Below are 20,099 nucleotides of genomic sequence, written 5' to 3' on the forward strand. Positions count from 1 at the left end.
CCATTACTCTCCCTGCTTGCCGTCACTGCCCTGGCCCATCTTCTGGCGCAGGGCTTCCAGTTCACGGCTGATCTGATCGTCCACTTCCAGCTCGGCAAACTGGCTGGCCAGGGTCTTGTCGGACTGGCCCAGATCGGCCCGCGCCTCCATCTCGTCGATGCGGCGCTCCATGCGCTCGAACTTGTCGACCACTCCCTGGCTGCCGCCCCGGGCGACCTGGCTCTGCACGTTCAACCGGCTGCTGGCCGCCTCGCCACGGATCGCCATGGCTTTCTGACGGGCGCGGGCATCTTCGAGCTTGGCCTCGAGCTGGCGGATCTCCTCCCCCAGTTTCTCGATGCCGGCATCCACGGCCTCGCGCTCGCGATCCAGGTTGTCGCCAAGCTCTGCCTGCTTTTTCTTCTCGATGAGGGCGGCGCGAGCCAAATCTTCACGCCCCTTGGAGAGGGCCAGTTCGGCCTTGCCCTGCCACTCGTCGACCCGCTCCTGATGGCGGGCGACCTGGCGACCTATCTCTTTCTGCTCGGCCAGGAAGCGGGCCAGGTTGGAGCGCTCCTTGACCAGTTCGTCTTCCATCTCCTGGATGATGAGGCGCACCATCTTCTGGGGATCTTCCGCCTTGTCCAGCAGTGCCGTCAGGTTGGAGTTGATGATGTCGGCCAACCGGGAAAAAATGCTCATGATGAGACTCCTGTGATTGCATGAATGAGTGACGCTGGGAATGCAGCAACCATCATGCCAATCTTTTGAATCAAGTTAACTATATGATTTATATCGGCATACTATGTTACACCGACTCGAATGCAAACGGATAGGTGATAAAAATAGCCAACTCTTGGTAAGATTGACCAGCTTTTATCAATCACAGGGATCATCATGACCACGGCCACGGAAAGCCTGCTCGGCGTGTCGAACGCCTTCCTCGAGATCATCGAACAGACCTCGCGCCTGGCGCCCCTGCGCAAGCCCGTGCTCATCATAGGGGAGCGGGGCACCGGCAAGGAGCTGATCGCGCACCGCCTACATTATCTCTCGGCGCGTTGGGATCAAAGTTTTGTCACCATCAACTGCGCCACCTTGAGCGAGAGCCTGCTGGAAACCGAGCTGTTCGGCCACGAGGCGGGCTCCTTCACCGGCGCCGCCAAGCGCCATCAGGGCCGTTTCGAGCGTGCCGATGGCGGCACCCTCTTCCTCGACGAGCTGGCCACCACCAGCGCCCGGGTGCAGGAGAAGCTGCTGCGGGTCATCGAGTATGGCGAGTTCGAGCGGGTGGGCGGCGCCAAGGCGCTCAAGGTGGACGTGCGGCTGGTGTGCGCCACCAACGAGGATCTGCCCGCCCTGGCCGAGCGCGGCGATTTTCGCCATGACCTGCTCGATCGGCTGGCCTTCGACGTCATCACCCTGCCCCCCCTGCGCGAGCGGCAGGATGACATACTGCTGCTGGCGGAACATTTTGCCCACGGTATGACCCGGGAGCTCGGCTACGAGCTGTTTGCCGGTTTCTCCCGGGAAGTGAAGGCCCTGCTGCACGACTACCCCTGGCCCGGCAACGTGCGGGAGCTCAAGAACGTGATCGAGCGCAGCATCTATCGTCAGGGCAACCCCAGGCTGGCCCTGGCCGAGCTGGTGCTCAACCCCTTCGACTCCCCCTGGCGTCCCGGGCGCGATCGCAAGCCCGCCGCCACCCAGGCAAGCCCGGGATGGGAGACGGGTGAAGCGGAGACAAAAGAGCCCCATGATGCCGGGCTGCCGACCCTGCCTTGCGATCTGAAAACCCAGGTGGCGCGGGTCGAGATGGATTTACTCAAGCAAGCGATGCGACAATCCCAGTATAATCAGCGCAAAGCCGCCCAACTGCTGGCCCTGAGTTACCACCAGTTTCGCGGCATGCTGCGCAAATACCAGCTGCTGGACGGGGACAATGACCCCGCCTGAGAGGCCGATGATCCCGGATCATCCGCTTCACTAACCTGCTAACGACATGGTTTCATAATGAGAATGCTCACACCACTGCTGCTCGCCAGTCTCGTGCTGCTTGGCGGGTGCCAGAAACAGACGGAGGCCTCCAGGACGGGGCTCATCTACTGTAGCGAAGGGGCCCCCCAGACCTTCAACCCCCAGCTGGCCAATTCCGGGGCAACCCTGGATGCCAGCGCCCGCCCCCTCTACGATCGGCTGCTGGAGTCGGATCCCGCGACCCTGACCCTGCGCGGTGGCCTGGCGCTCGACTGGGCCGTGAGCGAGGATGGGCTCACCTATACCCTGAACCTGCGCCAGGATGTCTTGTTCCATCACACCGCCTGGTTCTCCCCCAGCCGCCCCTTCAATGCCGACGATGTGGTCTTCACCTGGCAGCGACTGCTTGACAACCTGCACCCCTATCACCACGTCTCCGGCGGCCAGTATCCCTATTTTTCCAGCCTCGGGCTGGATCAGCTGCTGCGGCAGGTTCGCGCCAATGGCTCCCATCAGGTGGTATTCGAGCTCAACCGCCCCGATGCCTCCTTCCTCGCCACCCTGGCGAGCGACTACGCCGTGGTGCTCTCCGCCGAATATGGCCAGGCCATGCTGGCCGCCGGGACCCCGGCCCTGCTCGACAGTCGCCCCATCGGCACGGGACCGTTTCGCTTCAAGGCCTATCGCCACAACGAATTCATCCGCTTCGAGCGCCATCCCGGCTACTGGCGGGGCCCGGCGCCCCTCGAGCAGCTGGTCTACGACATCACCCCCAAATCCTCCAAGCGCCTCGCCAAGCTGCTCACCGGCGAGTGCGACGTGATGAGCTACCCCTCCGCCAGCCAGCTGTCGGTGATCCAGCAGCATGATGATCTCACCCTGGCGGTGCAGCCCGGCATGAACGTGGCCTTCCTGGCCCTCAACACCCGCAAGCCCCCCTTCAACAAGGTGCAGGTGCGCCAGGCCATCGCCAGTGCCATCAATGTGCCCAACCTGTTGCAGGCGGTCTATTTCGGCACGGGCCAGGGCGCCAACAGCTTGCTGCCGCCGCGCTCCTGGGGATACGATCCCAGCTCCCCTGTCCGCAAGCAGGATCTGGCCCGCGCCCGCGCCCTGCTGGAGGAGGCAGGCCTGCCGCAAGGCTTCGAGATGCAGGTGCTGGTGGGGCCGGGCTCGCGCCCCTACAACCCGGATGCCTTGAAGACGGCCCAGCTTATCCGCAACGATCTGGCGGAGGTAGGCATACGGCTGCGCATCGTGCAGCAGGAGGATCCCGTGATCGAGCAACGCCTGCGCCGGGGAAACTACGACAGCCTGCTGTCGGGCTGGATGGCCGACAACGCCGACCCGGACAACTTCTTTCGCCAGCTGCTCAGCTGCAACGCCGTGGCCCAGGGCAACAACGACAGCCGCTGGTGCAACCCCGCCTTCGATCAGCTGCTCGATGACGCGGTAGGCAGCGGTCAGCTCTCGTTTCGGCTGCGCAACTACTATTACGCCCAGCGCATGCTCAACGAGCAGTTGCCGCTCATCCCCCTGGCCCACGCCCTGCGTATCCAGGCCAGCCGCAAGGATGTGCTGGGGCTGGAGTTGATGCCCTTTGGCGGCACCTCGTTCAACCAGGTGCACAGGAAATGACCATGGCCCTCTCTTGCCGCGCGCCGGGCTCGCCGCCCCGGTTCGCATGCTCCATCATCATCCACAGGCGCAGGAACTCTACTTCGCGTTCCCCATCATCATGCACAGATGGAGAAACTGGCATGCTGCCCGACTTCCCGTTCCCCATCATCATCCACAGGCGGAGGGTCTAGCATGCTGCTCTACATAGTGCGCCGCATCAATCTGCTGCTCATCACCCTGCTGGCGCTGACCCTGGTCGCCTACCTGCTCGACTATCGCCTGCTCGGTCAGCAGCCCGGTTTCTGGGGGGGCTACCCCGACTTCCTGCGCCACATCTTCGCCGGGGATCTGGGGGTCTCCAGCGTCTCTGGGCGCCCCGTGCTCGACGAGATCTACCACTACTTCCCGGCCACCCTGAGCCTGTGCGTCGCCGCGTTCGCCATCTCCCTGCTGGTGGGCATTCCCCTCGGCACCCTGGCCGCCCTCTATCAGGGCCGCGGGCTGGATCTCTCCATCATGACCGCCGGCCTCATCGGTTATGCGGTTCCCGTGTTCTGGCTGGCCCTGCTGATGGTGATGTTCTTCTCCCTGGATCTGGGCTGGCTGCCCGCCTCCGGTCAGCTCAGCCTGCTCTATGACGTGCCGTCTATCACCGGGGTGGCCCTGGTCGATGTGCTGCTGAGCCAGGCGCCCTGGCGCGAGGCGGCGCTGCACGACGCCCTGCGCCACATGATACTGCCCTCCCTGGTGCTGGCCGTGGTGCCCACCACAGAGGTGATCCGCCACGTGCGCAGCTCCCTCATCGACGTGATGAAGCAGAACTACATCAAGGCCGCCGCCAGCCGCGGCCTCTCCCGCCGTCAGATCGTCTGGCGCCACGGCCTGAAAAACGCCCTGCCCCCCGTGCTGCCCCTGCTCGGACTGCAGCTGGGCAGCGTGCTCACCTCCGCCATGATCACCGAGGTGGTGTTCGACTGGCACGGGATCGGCCGCTGGCTCATCAACAGCATCGCCCTGCAGGATTATGCCGCCATCCGGGGAGCCACCCTGGTGGTCGCCGGTTTCGTCATCTTCATCAGCGTCAGCACAGATCTGCTGACCACGCTCATCTACCCGGCGCGGCGCAAGGAACTCTATGCAAAACAAGACTGAACGCGATCATGGCATGAGCTGGAGCGCCCTATCCCATGCAAGATAAAGCCAACCTCTACCCCGAGCTCAGGATCCTCTCGCCCCTGGCGCAGACCTGGGTCTCCTATCGGCGCAACCCCCTGGCCATGGCCGGGCTCTGGTGTTTCGCCGCCCTGCTGCTGCTCACCCTGATAGGGCCCCTGCTGGTGCCCTACGGCATGGATGAGCAACACAGCGAGCACCTGCTGCTGGCCCCCTCCTGGGCCAGCAGCGGCAATATCGACTATTTCCTCGGCACCGACGATCTGGGGCGCGACATACTGTCACGGCTGGTGATTGGCGCCCGACTCACCTTCGGCTATGCCCTGGGGGTGGTGGTGATCGCCATGGTGGTCGGCACCCTGATCGGCATGCTGGCTGGCATGAGCAAGGGGCTCAAATCGAGCGTGCTCCATCATCTGCTCGATACCCTGCTCTCCATTCCCTCCCTGCTGCTGGCCATCATCATGGTGGCCATCCTGGGGCCCGGCCTCGGCAACACCCTGATCGCCATCACGCTCGCCTTGATACCGCCTTTCATCCGTGCCACCTACAACGCGGTGCACACCGAGATGCAGAAGGAGTACATCATCGCCAGCCGCCTCGACGGCTCGCCCCCCTGGCGCATCATGCGTCTGGCGGTGCTGCCCAACATAGTCGAGACCCTGGTGGCCCAGACCACCCGTACCCTCTCCGCCGCCATTCTGGACATCTCGGCAGTGGGCTTTCTCGGGCTGGGCGCCCAGTCGCCCCAGCCGGAATGGGGGGCCATGCTGGCCGATTCCAGCGATCTCATCTATCTCGCCCCCTGGACAGTGACCCTGCCTGGCATGGCCATCCTGTTCAGCGTGCTCATCACCAACCTGGTGGGGGAAGGGATCCGCGAAGCGCTCAAAGAGGGGAATGACTGATGATGTCCCTGCTCGATACCCACCCGTGCCTGGCGGCGAGCCGCCATGAGGAGCACCACTGATGCCCCTGCTCGATATTCGCAACCTCACCATCGAGATAGACACCCCCCAGGGCAAGGTGAGGGCGGTGGACAAGGTGAGCCTCACCCTGAGCGAGGGGGAGATCCGCGGCCTGGTGGGGGAATCGGGTTCTGGCAAGAGCCTGGTGGCCAAGGTGATCGTCGGCATCCAGAAGGACAACTGGGTGGTGCGCGCCGATCGGATGCGCTTCAATGACATGGATCTGCTGACCATGGAGCCGAGGGAGCGGCGGCGCATCATGGGCCGCGAGATCGCCATGATCTTCCAGGATCCCACCAGCTGCCTCGACCCGTCCGAAGTGATCGGCACCCAGCTGGAGGAGGCCATCCCCACCAGCGCCTTCAAGGGCAAGTTCTGGCAGCGCTTCCAGTGGCGCAAGAAGCAGGCCATCGCCCTGCTGCACCGGGTCGGCGTCAAGGATCACCGCAAGGTGATGCGCGCCTACCCCCACGAGCTGTCCGACGGCATGTGCCAGAAGGTGATGATCGCCATGGCGATTGCCAACCAGCCACGTCTGCTGGTGGCGGACGAGCCCACCAGTGCCATGGAGTCCACCACCCAGTCCCAGATCCTGCGGCTGCTGGACAAGATGAACAAGCTGGGCAACACCACCATCCTCATCATCAGCAATGACATCGCCGCCATCGCCAACCTGACGGACAACATCAACGTCATGTATTGCGGTCAGATGGTGGAAGTGGGGACCCGGGAGCAGATCCTCACCTCCCCCCACCACCCCTATACCCATGCCCTGCTGCAATCGATCCCCGATTTTGACAAGCTGGTGCACCACAAGTCGCGGCTCGAGACATTGCCTGGGGTCATTCCCCCCTTGCAGCATCTGCCCATCGGTTGCCGGCTGGGCCCGCGCTGCCCCCATGCCCAGAAGCTGTGCGTGCAGACCCCCTTGATGAGCAAGGTCAAGGGCCATCAGTTCAGCTGTCACTTCCCCCTCAACATGGAAGAGCCGAAGAAATGACGGGCCATCATGATCTGACTACCCCCGGGTTGCCCCCCTTCACTCCTGGGTGGGGAACCTGTCCCCGCCCTTATTGCCGACTTCGGAGCCATCGCCGTGCTGACTGAGCCCACTCATCCCCCTTCACTGCTCCAGGTCAGGTCGCTGAGCAAGACCTACCAGAACCGGACCGGCCTGTTTCGCTCCCGCGCCGTGCAGGCCGTCAAGCCGCTGTCGTTCGATCTCGAGGTCGGCCAGACCCTGGCCATCGTCGGCGAGGCCGGCTCGGGCAAGAGCACCCTAGCGCGGATCCTGGCGGGCATGATTGAACCCTCCAGTGGCGAGATCCACATCGAGGGCCAGCTGATGCGCCACGGGGATTACCAGACGCGCTGCAAGCTGCTGCGCATGATTTTCCAGGACCCCAACTCCTCCCTCAACCGCAAGATACGGGTGGGCCAGATCCTGGAGACACCGCTGCGGCTGAACACCGAGATGAGCGAGGAGGAGCGCCAGGAGAAGGTGATGCAGACCCTGCGCATGGTGGGCATGCTGGCGGATCACGCCTTCTTCTATCCGCAGATGTTGTCGGCGGGGCAGCAGCAGCGGGTCGCCCTGGCCCGGGCGCTGATCCTCAATCCCAAAATCGTGGTGGCCGATGAGGCCCTCTCGACCCTGGACATCTCGGTGCGCTCCCAGATCATCAACCTGCTGCTGGAGATGCAGGAGACCATGGGTCTCAGCTATGTGCTGGTGGCCAACGATCTCGGGGTGGTGAGCCACATCAGCGACGAGGTGCTGGTGATGCACGACGGCCAGGTGGTGGAGCGGGGCAAGACCCTCAAGGTCTTTGCCGATCCCCAGCACGAGGTGACCAAGAAGCTTATCCAGAACTACAACAACGAATATCGCCGCTGATCCCTGCCGCCCACCGCGGGCGGCGAACCCTTCCAAGTTTTTCCCCAAAAAAATCCCGGCACAGTGGCCGGGAATTGCGCTCAAAACTGCATGTGTCGCTCGTCGTAAGGAACCTTTGCAAGCATAGAGGGGCCTAGCAGGCAGCACCACTGTCAAGTCTGACAGGCAGGCCGCTGTGAAAGCGGAACTGCGAGTCGGGAGAGCGGATGAGATCCGCCTCCAGGGCGCCGAAGAAGGCGATGCGCTCATCTATGTTCTCCCCCGCGTATTGCTCGGCCAGGGCCAGATAATCCTGATAGTGACGGGCCTCGGAGCGCAGCAGCGAGGTATAGAAGCGGCCAAGCTCCTCGTCCAGGTGAGGGGCCAGCTTGGCGAAACGCTCGCAGGAGCGCGCCTCGATGAAGGCCCCTATGATGAGCTTGTCGACCACGGCGGCAGGCTCGTGGTGGCGCACATGCTGCATCAGGCCCCGTGCGTAGCGGGAAGCGGTGACAGGGCCATAATGAATGCCCCGCGCCGCCATCAGCTCGAGCACCTGCTCGAAATGGTGTAGCTCCTCCTGGATGAGACGCACCATCTTCACCAGCAAGTCGTTGCGCTCGAGCTCCTCGAACACTGTCCGCTCTTCCTCCCCCATGGTGCGCTTGCCCAGGATCTGCGCCTTCTCCGGCAAGGCATCGAGCTCGCGATAGAAATCGAGCTTGGGCAGCAGGTGGCGCTTGCCCTTGGGCAGGCAGTAACGACGCACCAGGCTGTGGGCCGTCAGGGCGGCCTTGTTCTCGCAGTTGGCATGGTCGATGAGCAGGGTCGGCAGATGAGCGGGATCCCGTGCCACGGCAATCCACTCATCCGGGGTTTCACAGTGCAGAAATTGGCGAACTGGCGCGAGCAGGGCGTCCATCAAATGGCCTCGAAACGGGATGGGGGCGCCATGTTACCGGATCTTGGCGGCGAACTCGAGTCCGGCCCCCGCCTTGACGATTAACCGATCATTAACAATAACTAATGGCAAGGCAAACCAGCCGGGGTTCGCCATATTTAGGGGTAAATACCATGATCCTGAACCACATATGGGGGCTCTACGCCCACCCGAAAGATGAGTGGCACGACATAGACGACCACCAGGAAACCGTTAGTCACAGCCTCACCCATGTCGCCCTGATGGCGCTGATCCCCGCCCTCTGCTGCTACTTCTCGGCCGTGCATCTGGGCTGGCAGGTGGGGAACGGCGAGCCCATCATGCTGACCATGCGCAGCGGCATCTGGATGGCGAGCGCCATGTACCTGGCCCTCATCGTCGCCGTCGTCCTGCTGGCGGTGCTGGCCCTGTGGATGGCTCGCACCTTCGGCGCCGACCCCAACATGTCCCAGACCCTGGAGCTGGCGGCCTACACCGCCACCCCCCTGTTCATGACCGGCTTCGCCGCCCTCTATCCCGTGATGTGGTTCATCATGCTGGTGGGGCTGCTCGGCCTCGCCTGGTCCATCTATCTGCTCTACACCGGCATCCCCATACTGATGCACATCCCGGAGGAGCAAGGCTTCATCTACGCCAGCTCCATGGTGACCTGCGGTCTGGTGCTGCTGGTCTGCCTGATGGCAGGCACGGTACTGGTCTGGGATTGGGGGCTGGGGCCCGTCTTCACCAGCTAGTGTGACGGGACAGCCATAAAAAAACGGAGGCCATCGGCCTCCGTTCTCATTCATGCGCCGGGCGCGACCGGTAAAACGTTTAACTGCCTTCGTTAAAAATTTCCAGGTTGTTGGTCTCTTCATTCCACTCACGCACCGCCTTGCTGTCGTCGTTACGCAGGGAATTGAGGTGATCCAGGTAGACCTGATCCACATCGGCGGTCACATAGTTGCCATTGAAGACCGAGGTCTCGAAGTGGCGCAGTTCGGGGTTGAGCTCGCGCACCGCCTCTTCCAGATCTTCCAGATCCTGGAAAATCAGGCCATCGGCGCCGATGAGCTTGCACACCTCTTCCACTTCACGGCCATGAGCGATCAGCTCGTTGGCGGTGGGCATGTCGATGCCGTAGACGTTGGGGAAGCGGATCTCGGGGGCGGCGGAGGCGAAGTAGACCTTGGCGGCGCCGGCTTCCCGTGCCATCTGGATGATCTGCTCCGAGGTGGTGCCACGGACGATGGAGTCATCCACCAGCAACACCTTCTTGCCCTTGAATTCCGAGCTGATGGCGTTGAGCTTGCGGCGGACCGACTTCTTGCGCTGGGTCTGGCCCGGCATGATGAAGGTGCGACCTATGTAGCGGTTCTTCACGAAGCCCTGACGGTACGGCAACCCCAGGGTGTGGGCGATTTCCAGCGCCACGTCGCAGGAGGTTTCCGGAATGGGGATGACCACATCCACGTCCAGATCGTCCCATTCCCGGGCAATCTTCTTGCCCAGCTTGCGACCCATGTTGAGGCGGGCGGCATAGACGGAGACCTTGTCGATGCAAGAGTCCGGGCGGGCGAAGTAGACATACTCGAAGATGCAGGGGTTGATCTGGGGGGCATCGCTGCACTGTTCGGAGAAGAGCTGGCCCTGCTCCGTGATGTAGATGGCCTCACCCGGGGCGACGTCGCGCACCGTCTCGAACCCGATGGCGTCAAGGGCCACGCTCTCGGAGGCGAGCATGTACTCCAGCTGGCCCTGCTCGTCGACCCGGCGACCCAGGATCAGCGGGCGAATGCCGTTGGGGTCACGAAAGCCGATGAGGCCGTGGCCAATCACCAGGGAGACCACGGCGTAGGCACCACGGACCTGCTGATGGGTCTTGCGCACCGCGGCGAAGATGTCTTCCGGCCCCAGCGCCATCTTGTCGCACAGGTCCAGCTCGTGGGCCAGCACGTTCAGCAGCACTTCGGAGTCCGAGGTGGTGTTGATGTGGCGGCGGGCCACCTTGAACTGCTGCTCTTTCAGATCCTTGGCGTTGGTGAGGTTGCCGTTGTGGGCCAGCACCATGCCGTAAGGGGAGTTGACGTAAAAAGGCTGGGCTTCCGCGGCACTGGAGCTGCCTGCGGTGGGATATCTGACATGACCTATGCCGATATGCCCTTTCAGTCGCTGCATGTGACGCACTTCAAACACGTCCTTCACCAGGCCGTTGGCCTTGCGTTGCCGGAAGTTCCCACTGTCAATGGTCACGATCCCGGCGGCGTCCTGGCCCCTGTGCTGCAACACCGTCAAGGCGTCGTAGAGGGCCTGATTGACGGGGGTGGTGCCAACTATACCGACAATACCACACATGTCCTTGCTACCTCGAAGTCACTGTACCTGTTTAAGAAAACTCGATGAGTTCTGCATGAAATCAAAGAACCACTGGATGACCAACCCGAATTCGGGGATCAACCGGGACCCGGTCCACCAGTCCGCCTGGGGCAGGCTGGTGAAGGTATCCATAAAAAACAGCAGGGCGCTGACGATGAGCGCCCCGCGCAGGGCGCCGAAACAGACGCCGAGCACCCGATCCGTGCCGGAGAGCCCCGTCTTGCTGACCAGCTCCCCCACCACATAGTTGACGATGGCCCCCAGGATCAGGGTCGCCACGAACAAGGCGGCGATGGCCAGGCCATTGCGCAGCAGTTGATCCGTGATGGAGGTGAAGAAGACGGCGAGATCGGAGTAGAAGTTGCTGGCGATGAAGAAGGCAACAAACCAGGTAACGAGGGACATGGCTTCCTTGACGAAACCACGCACCAGGCTTATCAGTGCGGAGAGGGCCACTATGCCCAGAATTGCATAATCAATCCAAACCATGAGTCGTTCGTGTGTCCTGCAAAATTGCGGCGAAGTCTAACAAAAACGATTGCGAATTGCTTGGGAAACTTCTCGCCTCCCCCGTCAAAAGACGAAGGGGCGCCCAGTTGGCGCCCCTTCTTCCTTAACCTCCCACCGGGTAGAGGGTGGCCGCCCCCGGGCCCACCGGCAGGCCCAGCACGAACACCCAGCAGTAGAACAGCAGGCTCCAGCCCACCAGGAACACCAGGGTATAGGGCAGCATGGTGGCGATCAGCGTCCCTATGCCGAGGGACTTCTGATAGCGCACCGCCACCGCCAGGATCAGGCCGAAGTAGCTCATCATGGGGGTGATGATGTTGGTCACGGAATCACCGATGCGGTACGCCGCCTGGATCACCTCGGGAGAGTAGCCAATCAGCATCAGCATGGGCACGAAGATAGGCGCCGTGACGGCCCACTGAGCCGAGGCCGACCCTATCATCAGGTTGATGACGGCGCACATCAAGATGAAGCCGAAGAAGAGACCCGGGCCGGTCAGGCCCAGGGCCTGCAGGGCCCCTGCCCCCTTGACTGCAAACACGGTGCCGAAGTTGGTCCAGGAGAAATAGGCCACGAACTGGGCGGCGAAGAACACCAGCACTATGTACATGCCCATGGTGCTCATGCTGCTGGACATCGCCTGGATCACCTCCTTGTCGCTCTTCATGGTGCCCACCACCTTGCCGTAGACGAAGCCCGGCACGGCGAAGAAGACGAAGATGAAGGCGACGATGCCATGCAGGAAGGGAGAGCCCGCGATGGCCCCCGTCTCGGGATGACGCAGGATGCCATCCTCCGGTACCACCGTCAGGGCCAGCAGGCCGCTCACCACCAGCACGGCCACCAGGGCCGACCAGAGTCCGCGCTTCTCCCGGGCACTCAGGGCTTCGGCCTGCTGATCCAGCACCACGCTCGCCTCGCTGGGATCATATTTGCCGAGCTTGGGTTCGACGATCTTCTCGGTGACCCAGGCGCCGAGACCCGTGATGAGGAAGGTGCTGACAAACATGAAGTACCAGTTCACCTCGGGGCCGACCACATAGCCGGGATCTATGATGCGGGCGGCAATCTGGGTGATGCCCGCGAGCAAAGGATCCACGGTACCGAGCAGCAGGTTGGCGGAGTAGCCGCCGGACACGCCGGCAAAGGCTGCCGCCAGCCCCGCCAGAGGGTGGCGTCCCAGGGAGTGGAAGATCATGGCCGCCAGCGGGATCAACACCACGTAGCCGAGCTCGGCCGCCGTGTTGGACATGATCCCTGCAAAGACGATGGTCAGCGTGACCATGCGGCGGGAGGCGCTCATCACCAGGCCACGCATGGCGGCGCTGAGCAGACCCGAGTGTTCGGCAATGCCGACCCCGAGCAGGGCCACCAGCACGGTCCCCAGGGGGGCGAAGCCGGTGAAGTTGGTCACCAGGTTGGAGACGATCCGTTGCAAGCCTTCGGCGCTGAGCAGGCTGACCACAGTGATCATGCCGTCCGCGCTGCGACCGGGCGCCCCTTCCGGGCGCGGATCCACCACGCTGACGCCGAACCAGGCGGCGATGCCGGAGGCCAGGATCAGGGTGAGGGAGAACAGGGCAAACAGGGTGATGGGGTGCGGCAGCAGGTTCCCGAGCCACTCAACACCGCTGAGAAAGCGGTTGAACAGACCTGGGCGTGCGGGTGCCAGCTGTGTCGTCCTCGACGTCATTCATTACTCCTTATCCATTTGAAACATGCTGTCGGCCGGTGCAGCCGATGCGCCTGCGTTTCTGATGAACTTGAGCAAGGACGGAGTGCACACCCTGATCACCGGACCGAGCCAATCCCTGATGAATTGACCGCGAGCCTTTTACCGTCAGTTAACTGAATGGAATATGAATGGGAATAGGAATAACAAAAAAGCCATGGCGAGCCATGGCTTTTAACATTCAATTGAGGCCAATCAGCCGATATGGGTCAGACCGCCCATGTAGGAGTGCAGCGCCTTGGGGATGGCGATGCGGCCATCGGCCTGCTGGTAGTTCTCGATGACCGCCACCAGGGTTCGCCCCACTGCCAGGCCAGAGCCGTTGAGGGTGTGGATCAGCTGGGGCTTGCCGTCTATGCGCACCCGCGCCTGCATGCGGCGGGCCTGGAAGTCGGTGCAGTTGGAGACGGACGAAATCTCGCGGTAGGTATCCTGGGCCGGCAGCCACACTTCCAGATCGTAGGTCTTGGCGGCGGCAAAGCCCATGTCACCGGTGCACAGTGCCATCACGCGATAGGGCAGTTCCAGCAGCTGCAGCACCTTCTCGGCGTGGCCCACCATCTCTTCCAGGGCATCCCAGGATTTCTCGGGGTGAACCAGCTGCACCATCTCGACCTTGTCGAACTGGTGCATGCGGATGAGGCCCTTCGTATCGCGACCATAGGAGCCCGCCTCGGAGCGGAAGCAGGGGCTGTGGGCCGTCATCTTGATGGGCAGTTCCTGCTCGTCGAAGATCTCGTCGCGGGCCATGTTGGTGAGCGGCACTTCCGAGGTCGGGATCAGGGAGAGCTTGCGCTCCTTGCTGCCCTCTTCGGCGTCGGAGACGATGCCGGTGTTGAACAGATCCTCGGAGAACTTCGGCAGCTGGGTGGTGCCATAGAGGCTATCCGGGTTCACCAGATAGGGCACATAGCACTCGGTGTAACCGTGCTGCTGGGTGTGCAGATCCAGCATGAACTGCGCCAGGGCGCGGTGCAGGCGGGCAATCTGGCCCTTCATCACCACGAAGCGCGAACCGGACAGCTTGACGCCATTCTTGAAATCCAGCCCCTTGATGGCTTCACCCAGATCCACATGATCGCGCACCTGGAAGTCAAACCCGCGCGGCGTGCCCCAGCGGCGCACTTCGACGTTGTCGTTCTCGTCACGGCCCACCGGGGTGGTGTCGCTCGGCAGGTTCGGCATGCCGTCGGCGATCTCCTTGATATCCCGCAACAGCGTCTCGAGCGCGACCTTGCTGGTTTCCAGCTCGTCGTTGATCTTGGTCACCTCGGCCTTGAGCGGCGCCACGTCTTCACCCCGACGCGCAGCCTCGCCGATGGACTTGGAGCGGGCGTTGCGCTCGGCCTGCAGCTCCTGGGTACGGGACTGCAGATCCTTGCGCTTCTCTTCCAGAGCATTGACCGCCGCTACGTCCAGGACGTAGCCACGTGTCGCCAGACGAGCGGCAGCGTCGTCAATCTCGCCGCGCAGATATTTGGGATCCAGCATGGTTTACCTACTTTTTTAAAATGGGATCTGGGCCCGGGTCATCATGATGGGGCAAAAACACAGATCCGGGAGTGAACATCGGTTGGCGCACCCCTATCGTCTTCACCATCGGGCATCGACATCGGCCCAAGAAATCAAGAAGATGGCGCAAGACCGAGACAAGCGGGGCCAGGGAGGCAGTGTATCAGACCGCCCCCCCGCCCGAACAGGGACTATTTGTGCCGTTTACGGGGGCTCTGTCGATCCAGCCCCTGCAAATACGCGAGTTTTTGCGCTATCTGCTTCTCGAGGCCACGCTCGGTCGGCTGGTAGTAACGCCTCCCGGCCAGCTCGGTGGGGAAATACTCCTCCCCGGCGGCATAAGCCCCCTCCTCGTCGTGGGCGTAACGGTACTCGGCGCCGTAACCCAGCTCGCTCATCAGCCTGGTGGGAGCATTGCGCAGGTGCGGCGGCACCTCGAAGTCCGGCAGGTTTTTGGCGTCCGCCAGCGCCGCCTTCCAGGCGGTGTAGACCGCATTGCTCTTGGGGGCGCAGGCGAGGTAGACGATGGCCTGGGCGATGGCCCGCTCCCCTTCCGCCGGGCCGACGCGGTGGAAACAGTCCCAGGCCGAGAGCGCTACCTGCATGGCACGGGGATCGGCGTTGCCCACGTCTTCCGAGGCAATGGCCAGCAGGCGGCGGGCGATGTAGAGGGGATCGCAACCGGCACTCACCATGCGGGCATACCAGTAGAGGGCCGCATCCGGCGCCGAGCCACGGATGGACTTGTGCACCGCCGAGATGAGGTCGTAGAAGTGATCCCCGCCCTTGTCGAAGCGCGCCACGTGCTCCCCCACCACGGCGGCGAGCAGGGCGCTGTCGATCACCTTCTCCCCTGCCCCATTGGCCTCGGCCATGTCGGCCAGCAGCTCCAGGTAGTTGAGGGATTTGCGCCCGTCCCCATCCACGGCTTTGGCCAGCGCCTCCTTCACCCCGGGGGCAAAGGTGAGGCTGGGGTCATTGAGACCGCGGGGGTCGGTCATCGCCTGATCGATCATGGCGAGGATGTCGCTCTCCTCCAGCCGCTTGAGCAGATAGACCCGGGCCCGGGAGAGCAGTGCGTTGTTGAGCTCGAACGAGGGATTCTCTGTGGTGGCGCCGATGAAGGTGATGGTGCCGTCTTCGATATGGGGCAGAAACACGTCCTGCTGGCTCTTGTTGAAGCGGTGCACCTCATCGACGAAGAGGATGGTGCGCACCCCGCGCCAGCTGTTCTCTTTGGCCTTGTCGATGGCGGCACGGATCTCCTTGATGCCGGAGGTGACCGCCGAGAGTCGCTCCACCTCTGCCTGACAGTAGTGGGCCATCAGCTCGGCCAGCGTGGTCTTGCCGGTGCCGGGCGGCCCCCACAGGATCATGGAGTGGCAGTGCCCCGCCAGGACAGCCTTGCGCAGGGGTTTGTCAGGCCCCAGGATATGCTGCTGGCCTATGTACTGCTCCAGGGTTTGCGGCCGCATCCGGGCCGCCAGCGGACGAAAGTCCGACGAGAAATCCAGGGACAAGTTGCTCATCTGCATCGACCGCTCTGGGATATGGCGACCACCCACCCGGGGCGGCCTGACGAGGAATCCGCAGCCAGGCGACCCATCAGCGTTGGTCGTCCAGCTGGGCCCCCTTGGGCATCTTGAACACGAACTCGCTCCCCTTGAGCGCCGGCTTGCGGTTGAAGCTGGTGAGGGTGAATTCGCTCCACTGCCCCTGGGCCTCTTTCACGTCGAAGCGATCTATGTTGTCCTGCCGATCGAAGCTGACCCGAAAGGAGGCGATCAGCTCATCCTGGTTGCGGCTGGTGACGGTGAACACATTGCCCTGGCGCACCACGTCGTAGTGCTTCCAGTACTTGTCATCGCCGCTGGCGATCAGGATGAAGGGGGTATTGACCACGGCGTCCTGCAGCTTGAGGGCGGTGACCTGCTCGACGAAGGGATCATAGATCCAGACGTCCTTGCCGTCCGCCACGATCAGGCTCTCGTCCGGGCGCTGGGTATGCCAGTTGAAACGATTGGGCCGGGACACCAGCAGATCGCCGCTCGCTTTTTGCAGCTCCTTGCCCTTGCTGTCATAGACGGTCTGCTGGAATCGGGCGGAAAAAAGATTGACCGCCGCCAGCTTCTGCTTGAGATCGCTGGCCGCATCGGCCCAGGCCTGGCCACTGGCGATGAGCAGCACAGTGCCCATCAGTAAGGTTTTTTTCATAGGGTCTCTCGCTAAAAGGCCACGCCCCGAGGGCATGGCCAGAATACCACTGCGGTTAATCGCGCACCGGGGGCGGTGCCAGCACGTCGCGCTGGCCGTTGCCGCCCGGGCTGCTGACGATGCCCTGGTTCTCCATCTGCTCGATGAGACGGGCCGCCCGGTTGTAACCTATCTTGAACTTGCGCTGCACGCTGGAGGTGGAGCCACGGCGGGATTCCACCACGAAGGCCACCGCCTCGTCGAACAGGGGATCCAGCTCCTCGTCGCCGCCGCCGTAGTCGCCGCCACCGCTGCCCCCCTCTTCCGACTCGCCGGAGAGGATCTCGTCGATGTAGTTCGGCTCGCCCCGCAGTTTCCAGTCCGCCACCACCTTGTGCACCTCGTGGTCATCGACGAAGGCGCCGTGGACCCGGGTCGGGTTGGAGGTACCGGCGGGCATGTAGAGCATGTCACCCATGCCGAGCAGGGATTCGGCGCCGCCCTGATCCAATATGGTGCGGGAATCTATCTTGCTCGACACCTGGAACGAGATCCGGGTCGGGATGTTGGCCTTGATGAGGCCGGTGATCACATCCACCGATGGACGCTGGGTGGCGAGGATGAGGTGAATGCCGGCGGCCCGTGCCTTCTGGGCAATGCGGGCAATCAGCTCTTCCACCTTCTTGCCGACGATCATCATCATGTCGGCAAACTCGTCCACCACCACCACTATGTGGGGCAGTTTTTCCAGCTCCGGCGGCATCTGATCCATGGAGTCGCCCGGACGCCACAGCGGATCGAGCAGGGGATCCCCCGCCTCGATGGCGGCCAGCACCTTGTCGTTGTACCCCTTGAGGTTGCGCACCCCGACCGCCGACATCAGCTTGTAGCGGCGCTCCATCTCGCCTACGCACCAGCGCAGGGCGTTGGCGGCATCCTTCATGTCGGTGACCACCTCGGTCAGCAGATGAGGGATCCCTTCGTAGACCGAGAGTTCCAGCATCTTGGGGTCGATCATGATGAAGCGCAGATCCTCGGGGGAGGATTTGTAGAGCATGGAGATGATCATGGTGTTCACCCCCACCGACTTGCCCGAGCCCGTGGTACCGGCCACCAGCAGGTGCGGCATCTTGGCCAGGTTAACCACCACGGGTTCCCCGGCGATGTCCTGGCCCAGCCCCATGGTGAGCGGATTGTGGCTGGCCGAGAAGGCCTCGCAATCCAGGGTCTCCCGCAGGTAGACGGTCTGGCGCACCCGGTTGGGCAGCTCGATGCCGACATAGGTCTTGCCCGGGATCACCTCTACCACCCGCACACTGCTGGCGGAAAGGGAGCGGGCGAGATCCCGGGAGAGGTTGGTGATCTTGCTCGCCTTCATGCCAGGAGCCAGATCCAGCTCGAAGCGGGTGATGACCGGGCCCGGATAGACACCGACCACCTTGGCCTGCACGTTGTAGTCCGCCAGCTTGGCCTCCACCAGGCGCGCCATGCGCTCCAGCTCATCCGGGCTCATGGACTGGGTCTTGACCGGGGGACGATCGAGCAGTTCCAGGCTCGGCAATGGCGCCATGCCAGCCATGGCGGTGCGCCGGGAGACGGGGCGGGCTGCGGGGGCAGGACTCGGCGCCTCGTCCCCATTGTCCGCCCAGGGCAGATCCATCTCCTCTTCCCTGGCCATGACCACGGGCTGACGGGCACGTGGGGCGCGCCTGGGCGGGGCCGGCTGATCGTCCTCGTCATCGAAATCGGGATCGAACTGGAAGGTATCCTCGTCGAGCTCGGGGAGCCAGTCATCGGACTTGGCCGCCTTGCTCCCCTTCGCCGGTTGGGACGCCTTGGTACGGCGCACCCAGCCGCCATGGGGCTCATCCTCCTCATCCTCCAGCGCCAGGGCGCCGGCGCTGCCTTCCAGCAGGGGGTCCGGCCCCTCAAAACGGGGCTGACGCCAGCCACCGTTCAGCCAGTTTCCAAGGGTGGTGGGCAGGTGATAGAGCGCGGAAACAGCGCCGGTACAGGCACTGCCGAGCCGCTCGACGATGGTGAGCCAGGACCAGCCGGTAAACAGGGTGATGCCGGTGGCCACGAAGCAGAGCAGCATCAGGTTGGCCCCCACGCCGCCAAACAGCGGGATCACCGCGGAGGCGATCACATCGCCGACCAGGCCGCCGGCGGAGAAGTTCTGCATGTCGTTGAAATTCATGCTGGCAATGGCCGACATGCCAAGTACGGTCAGCAGGAAGCCGACGATGCGCACCGACAGGGTCAGGTAGTCCACGTCCAGCAGCCGGCTCGGCCGCCAGAACAGGCTCCAGCCCAGTAGCACCATCAGGGGGGGCACCAGATAGGAGAAAGCTCCGAAGGTGAACATGGTGATATCGGCAATCCAGGCGCCGGCGCTGCCCGCCAGATTCTTCACCTCCCCTTGCCAGGAGGTCTGGGACCAACCGGGATCGGCAGGGTGATAGGTTAGCAGGGCAAGCAAGAGGTAGGCGGCCAACAGCGTGATGGCGATCAAGACGGCTTCGAAGATCCGTTGGGTGCCTGATAATGGAGTAAACAGCTTTTTCTCGGCCAAACTCCGGCTCCTTTCTGAAAACATGGTAACGCATGGGACAAGGGGGCCCAGTATCCCTGAAAATCCTATCGCTTGTCAGCCTGCGTGCCCATTGACGCGACAAGTCCGACAAGCAGAAACGAGCGGACCTGCCGCTCGTTTCTGACGTTTATGATGCATCAATCGCTCGCTACATCACAGCACAAAATACTCTATCGGGTGCTGATCACCAGACGACTACTCTGTTTCACTTCCTCCATCACCACATAGGTGCGGGTATCGTTGACACCCGGCAGGCGCAGCAGGGTTTCCCCCAGCAGGCGGCGATAGGCGGACATGTCGCTGACGCGGGTCTTTAGCAGATAGTCGAAATCGCCGGAGACCAGATGGCACTCCTGGATCTCCTCGAGCACCTGAACAGCCTTGTTGAACTGCTCAAACACATCGGGGGCGCCACGATTGAGGGTAATTTCCACAAACACCAGCAGAGACGCGTCCAGATAATGAGGGTTCAGAATGGCGGCATACCCTTCGATATACCCTTGCCGCTCGAGGCGACGAACCCGTTCCAGACACGGTGTGGGACTCAGGCCAACTCGTTTGGACAACTCAACGTTCGAAATCCTGCCATCCTTTTGCAGTTCATTCAGAATGTTGCGGTCAATCCTGTCCAAATCCTTTAGCCGACTCTTAGCTTCCATCATTTAATT

General features: G+C 62.7%; 17 protein-coding genes. 7 read left to right on the top strand and 10 right to left on the bottom strand.

All coding sequences use genetic code 11. From position 1 onward, the window contains the following. Nucleotides 1-3: 3 nt before the first annotated feature. Complete coding sequence (pspA, locus tag BN1119_RS03820; protein WP_041994163.1) at nucleotides 4-681, bottom strand: phage shock protein PspA; 678 nt, start codon at nucleotides 679-681, stop codon at nucleotides 4-6. Between the two features lie 195 nt (nucleotides 682-876). Here pspA and pspF point away from each other — a divergent pair, with 195 nt between their 5' ends. The 6 genes from pspF (at nucleotide 877) to BN1119_RS03850 (ending at nucleotide 7,614) form a co-directional block, all read left to right on the top strand. Next, nucleotides 877-1,935 carry a phage shock protein operon transcriptional activator gene (gene pspF / locus BN1119_RS03825; protein WP_041994166.1) on the top strand — a complete coding sequence of 353 codons (1,059 nt, stop codon included), beginning with the start codon at nucleotides 877-879 and terminating at the stop codon, nucleotides 1,933-1,935. Between the two features lie 63 nt (nucleotides 1,936-1,998). Then, the gene (sapA, locus tag BN1119_RS03830) at nucleotides 1,999-3,594 is read left to right on the top strand and encodes an ABC transporter substrate-binding protein SapA (RefSeq protein ID WP_041994169.1); all 1,596 of its coding nucleotides are present in this window, start codon (nucleotides 1,999-2,001) and stop codon (nucleotides 3,592-3,594) included. A 174-nt stretch (nucleotides 3,595-3,768) separates the two neighbouring features. Further along, nucleotides 3,769-4,728, top strand: a complete 960-nt coding sequence (locus tag BN1119_RS03835) for an ABC transporter permease (RefSeq protein ID WP_041994172.1) — start codon at nucleotides 3,769-3,771, stop codon at nucleotides 4,726-4,728. A 35-nt stretch (nucleotides 4,729-4,763) separates the two neighbouring features. Continuing rightward, complete coding sequence (locus BN1119_RS03840; RefSeq protein WP_041994175.1) at nucleotides 4,764-5,657, top strand: ABC transporter permease subunit; 894 nt, start codon at nucleotides 4,764-4,766, stop codon at nucleotides 5,655-5,657. A 61-nt stretch (nucleotides 5,658-5,718) separates the two neighbouring features. Then, a complete protein-coding gene (locus tag BN1119_RS03845) occupies nucleotides 5,719-6,717 on the top strand; it encodes a peptide ABC transporter ATP-binding protein (RefSeq protein WP_041994178.1) in 999 nt (332 codons plus the stop codon). Nucleotides 6,718-6,813: 96 nt separating this feature from the next. Then, on the top strand, nucleotides 6,814-7,614 hold the full coding sequence (locus tag BN1119_RS03850; protein ID WP_162625831.1) for a peptide ABC transporter ATP-binding protein: 801 nt from the start codon (nucleotides 6,814-6,816) through the stop codon (nucleotides 7,612-7,614). Nucleotides 7,615-7,747: 133 nt separating this feature from the next. Here the strand turns inward: BN1119_RS03850 and miaE are convergent, their stop codons facing one another. Then, nucleotides 7,748-8,515, bottom strand: coding sequence for a tRNA isopentenyl-2-thiomethyl-A-37 hydroxylase MiaE (miaE, locus tag BN1119_RS03855; RefSeq protein WP_041994181.1), 768 nt, complete (start codon nucleotides 8,513-8,515; stop codon nucleotides 7,748-7,750). Between the two features lie 152 nt (nucleotides 8,516-8,667). Here miaE and BN1119_RS03860 point away from each other — a divergent pair, with 152 nt between their 5' ends. After that, nucleotides 8,668-9,267 (top strand): Yip1 family protein, encoded by a 600-nt coding sequence (locus BN1119_RS03860; RefSeq protein ID WP_041994182.1) that lies wholly within the window; start codon nucleotides 8,668-8,670, stop codon nucleotides 9,265-9,267. A 79-nt stretch (nucleotides 9,268-9,346) separates the two neighbouring features. On the opposite strand, the gene purF is transcribed toward BN1119_RS03860, so the two are convergent. The 8 genes from purF to lrp all read right to left on the bottom strand — a co-directional run bounded on the left by purF (nucleotide 9,347) and on the right by lrp (nucleotide 20,093). Next, complete coding sequence (gene purF, locus BN1119_RS03865) at nucleotides 9,347-10,867, bottom strand: amidophosphoribosyltransferase (protein WP_041994185.1); 1,521 nt, start codon at nucleotides 10,865-10,867, stop codon at nucleotides 9,347-9,349. An 18-nt stretch (nucleotides 10,868-10,885) separates the two neighbouring features. After that, nucleotides 10,886-11,377 carry a CvpA family protein gene (locus BN1119_RS03870; protein ID WP_041994188.1) on the bottom strand — a complete coding sequence of 164 codons (492 nt, stop codon included), beginning with the start codon at nucleotides 11,375-11,377 and terminating at the stop codon, nucleotides 10,886-10,888. Between the two features lie 124 nt (nucleotides 11,378-11,501). Beyond that, nucleotides 11,502-13,091: an AbgT family transporter gene (locus BN1119_RS03875; protein WP_041994191.1), complete on the bottom strand. Its 1,590-nt coding sequence runs from the start codon at nucleotides 13,089-13,091 to the stop codon at nucleotides 11,502-11,504. Between the two features lie 234 nt (nucleotides 13,092-13,325). Next, a complete protein-coding gene (gene serS / locus BN1119_RS03880) occupies nucleotides 13,326-14,621 on the bottom strand; it encodes a serine--tRNA ligase (RefSeq protein ID WP_041994194.1) in 1,296 nt (431 codons plus the stop codon). 212 nt (nucleotides 14,622-14,833) lie between these two features. Next, the gene (locus tag BN1119_RS03885; protein ID WP_041994197.1) at nucleotides 14,834-16,177 is read right to left on the bottom strand and encodes a replication-associated recombination protein A; all 1,344 of its coding nucleotides are present in this window, start codon (nucleotides 16,175-16,177) and stop codon (nucleotides 14,834-14,836) included. Between the two features lie 70 nt (nucleotides 16,178-16,247). Further along, nucleotides 16,248-16,856, bottom strand: a complete 609-nt coding sequence (lolA, locus tag BN1119_RS03890) for an outer membrane lipoprotein periplasmic chaperone LolA (protein ID WP_041994200.1) — start codon at nucleotides 16,854-16,856, stop codon at nucleotides 16,248-16,250. Between the two features lie 55 nt (nucleotides 16,857-16,911). Further along, nucleotides 16,912-19,410 (bottom strand): DNA translocase FtsK, encoded by a 2,499-nt coding sequence (locus tag BN1119_RS03895; protein WP_041994203.1) that lies wholly within the window; start codon nucleotides 19,408-19,410, stop codon nucleotides 16,912-16,914. A 191-nt stretch (nucleotides 19,411-19,601) separates the two neighbouring features. Beyond that, nucleotides 19,602-20,093, bottom strand: a complete 492-nt coding sequence (gene lrp / locus BN1119_RS03900) for a leucine-responsive transcriptional regulator Lrp (protein WP_005300047.1) — start codon at nucleotides 20,091-20,093, stop codon at nucleotides 19,602-19,604. Nucleotides 20,094-20,099 lie beyond the last annotated feature (6 nt).

Source organism: Aeromonas bivalvium, from assembly GCF_000819765.1.
Lineage (GTDB): Bacteria > Pseudomonadota > Gammaproteobacteria > Enterobacterales > Aeromonadaceae > Aeromonas > Aeromonas bivalvium.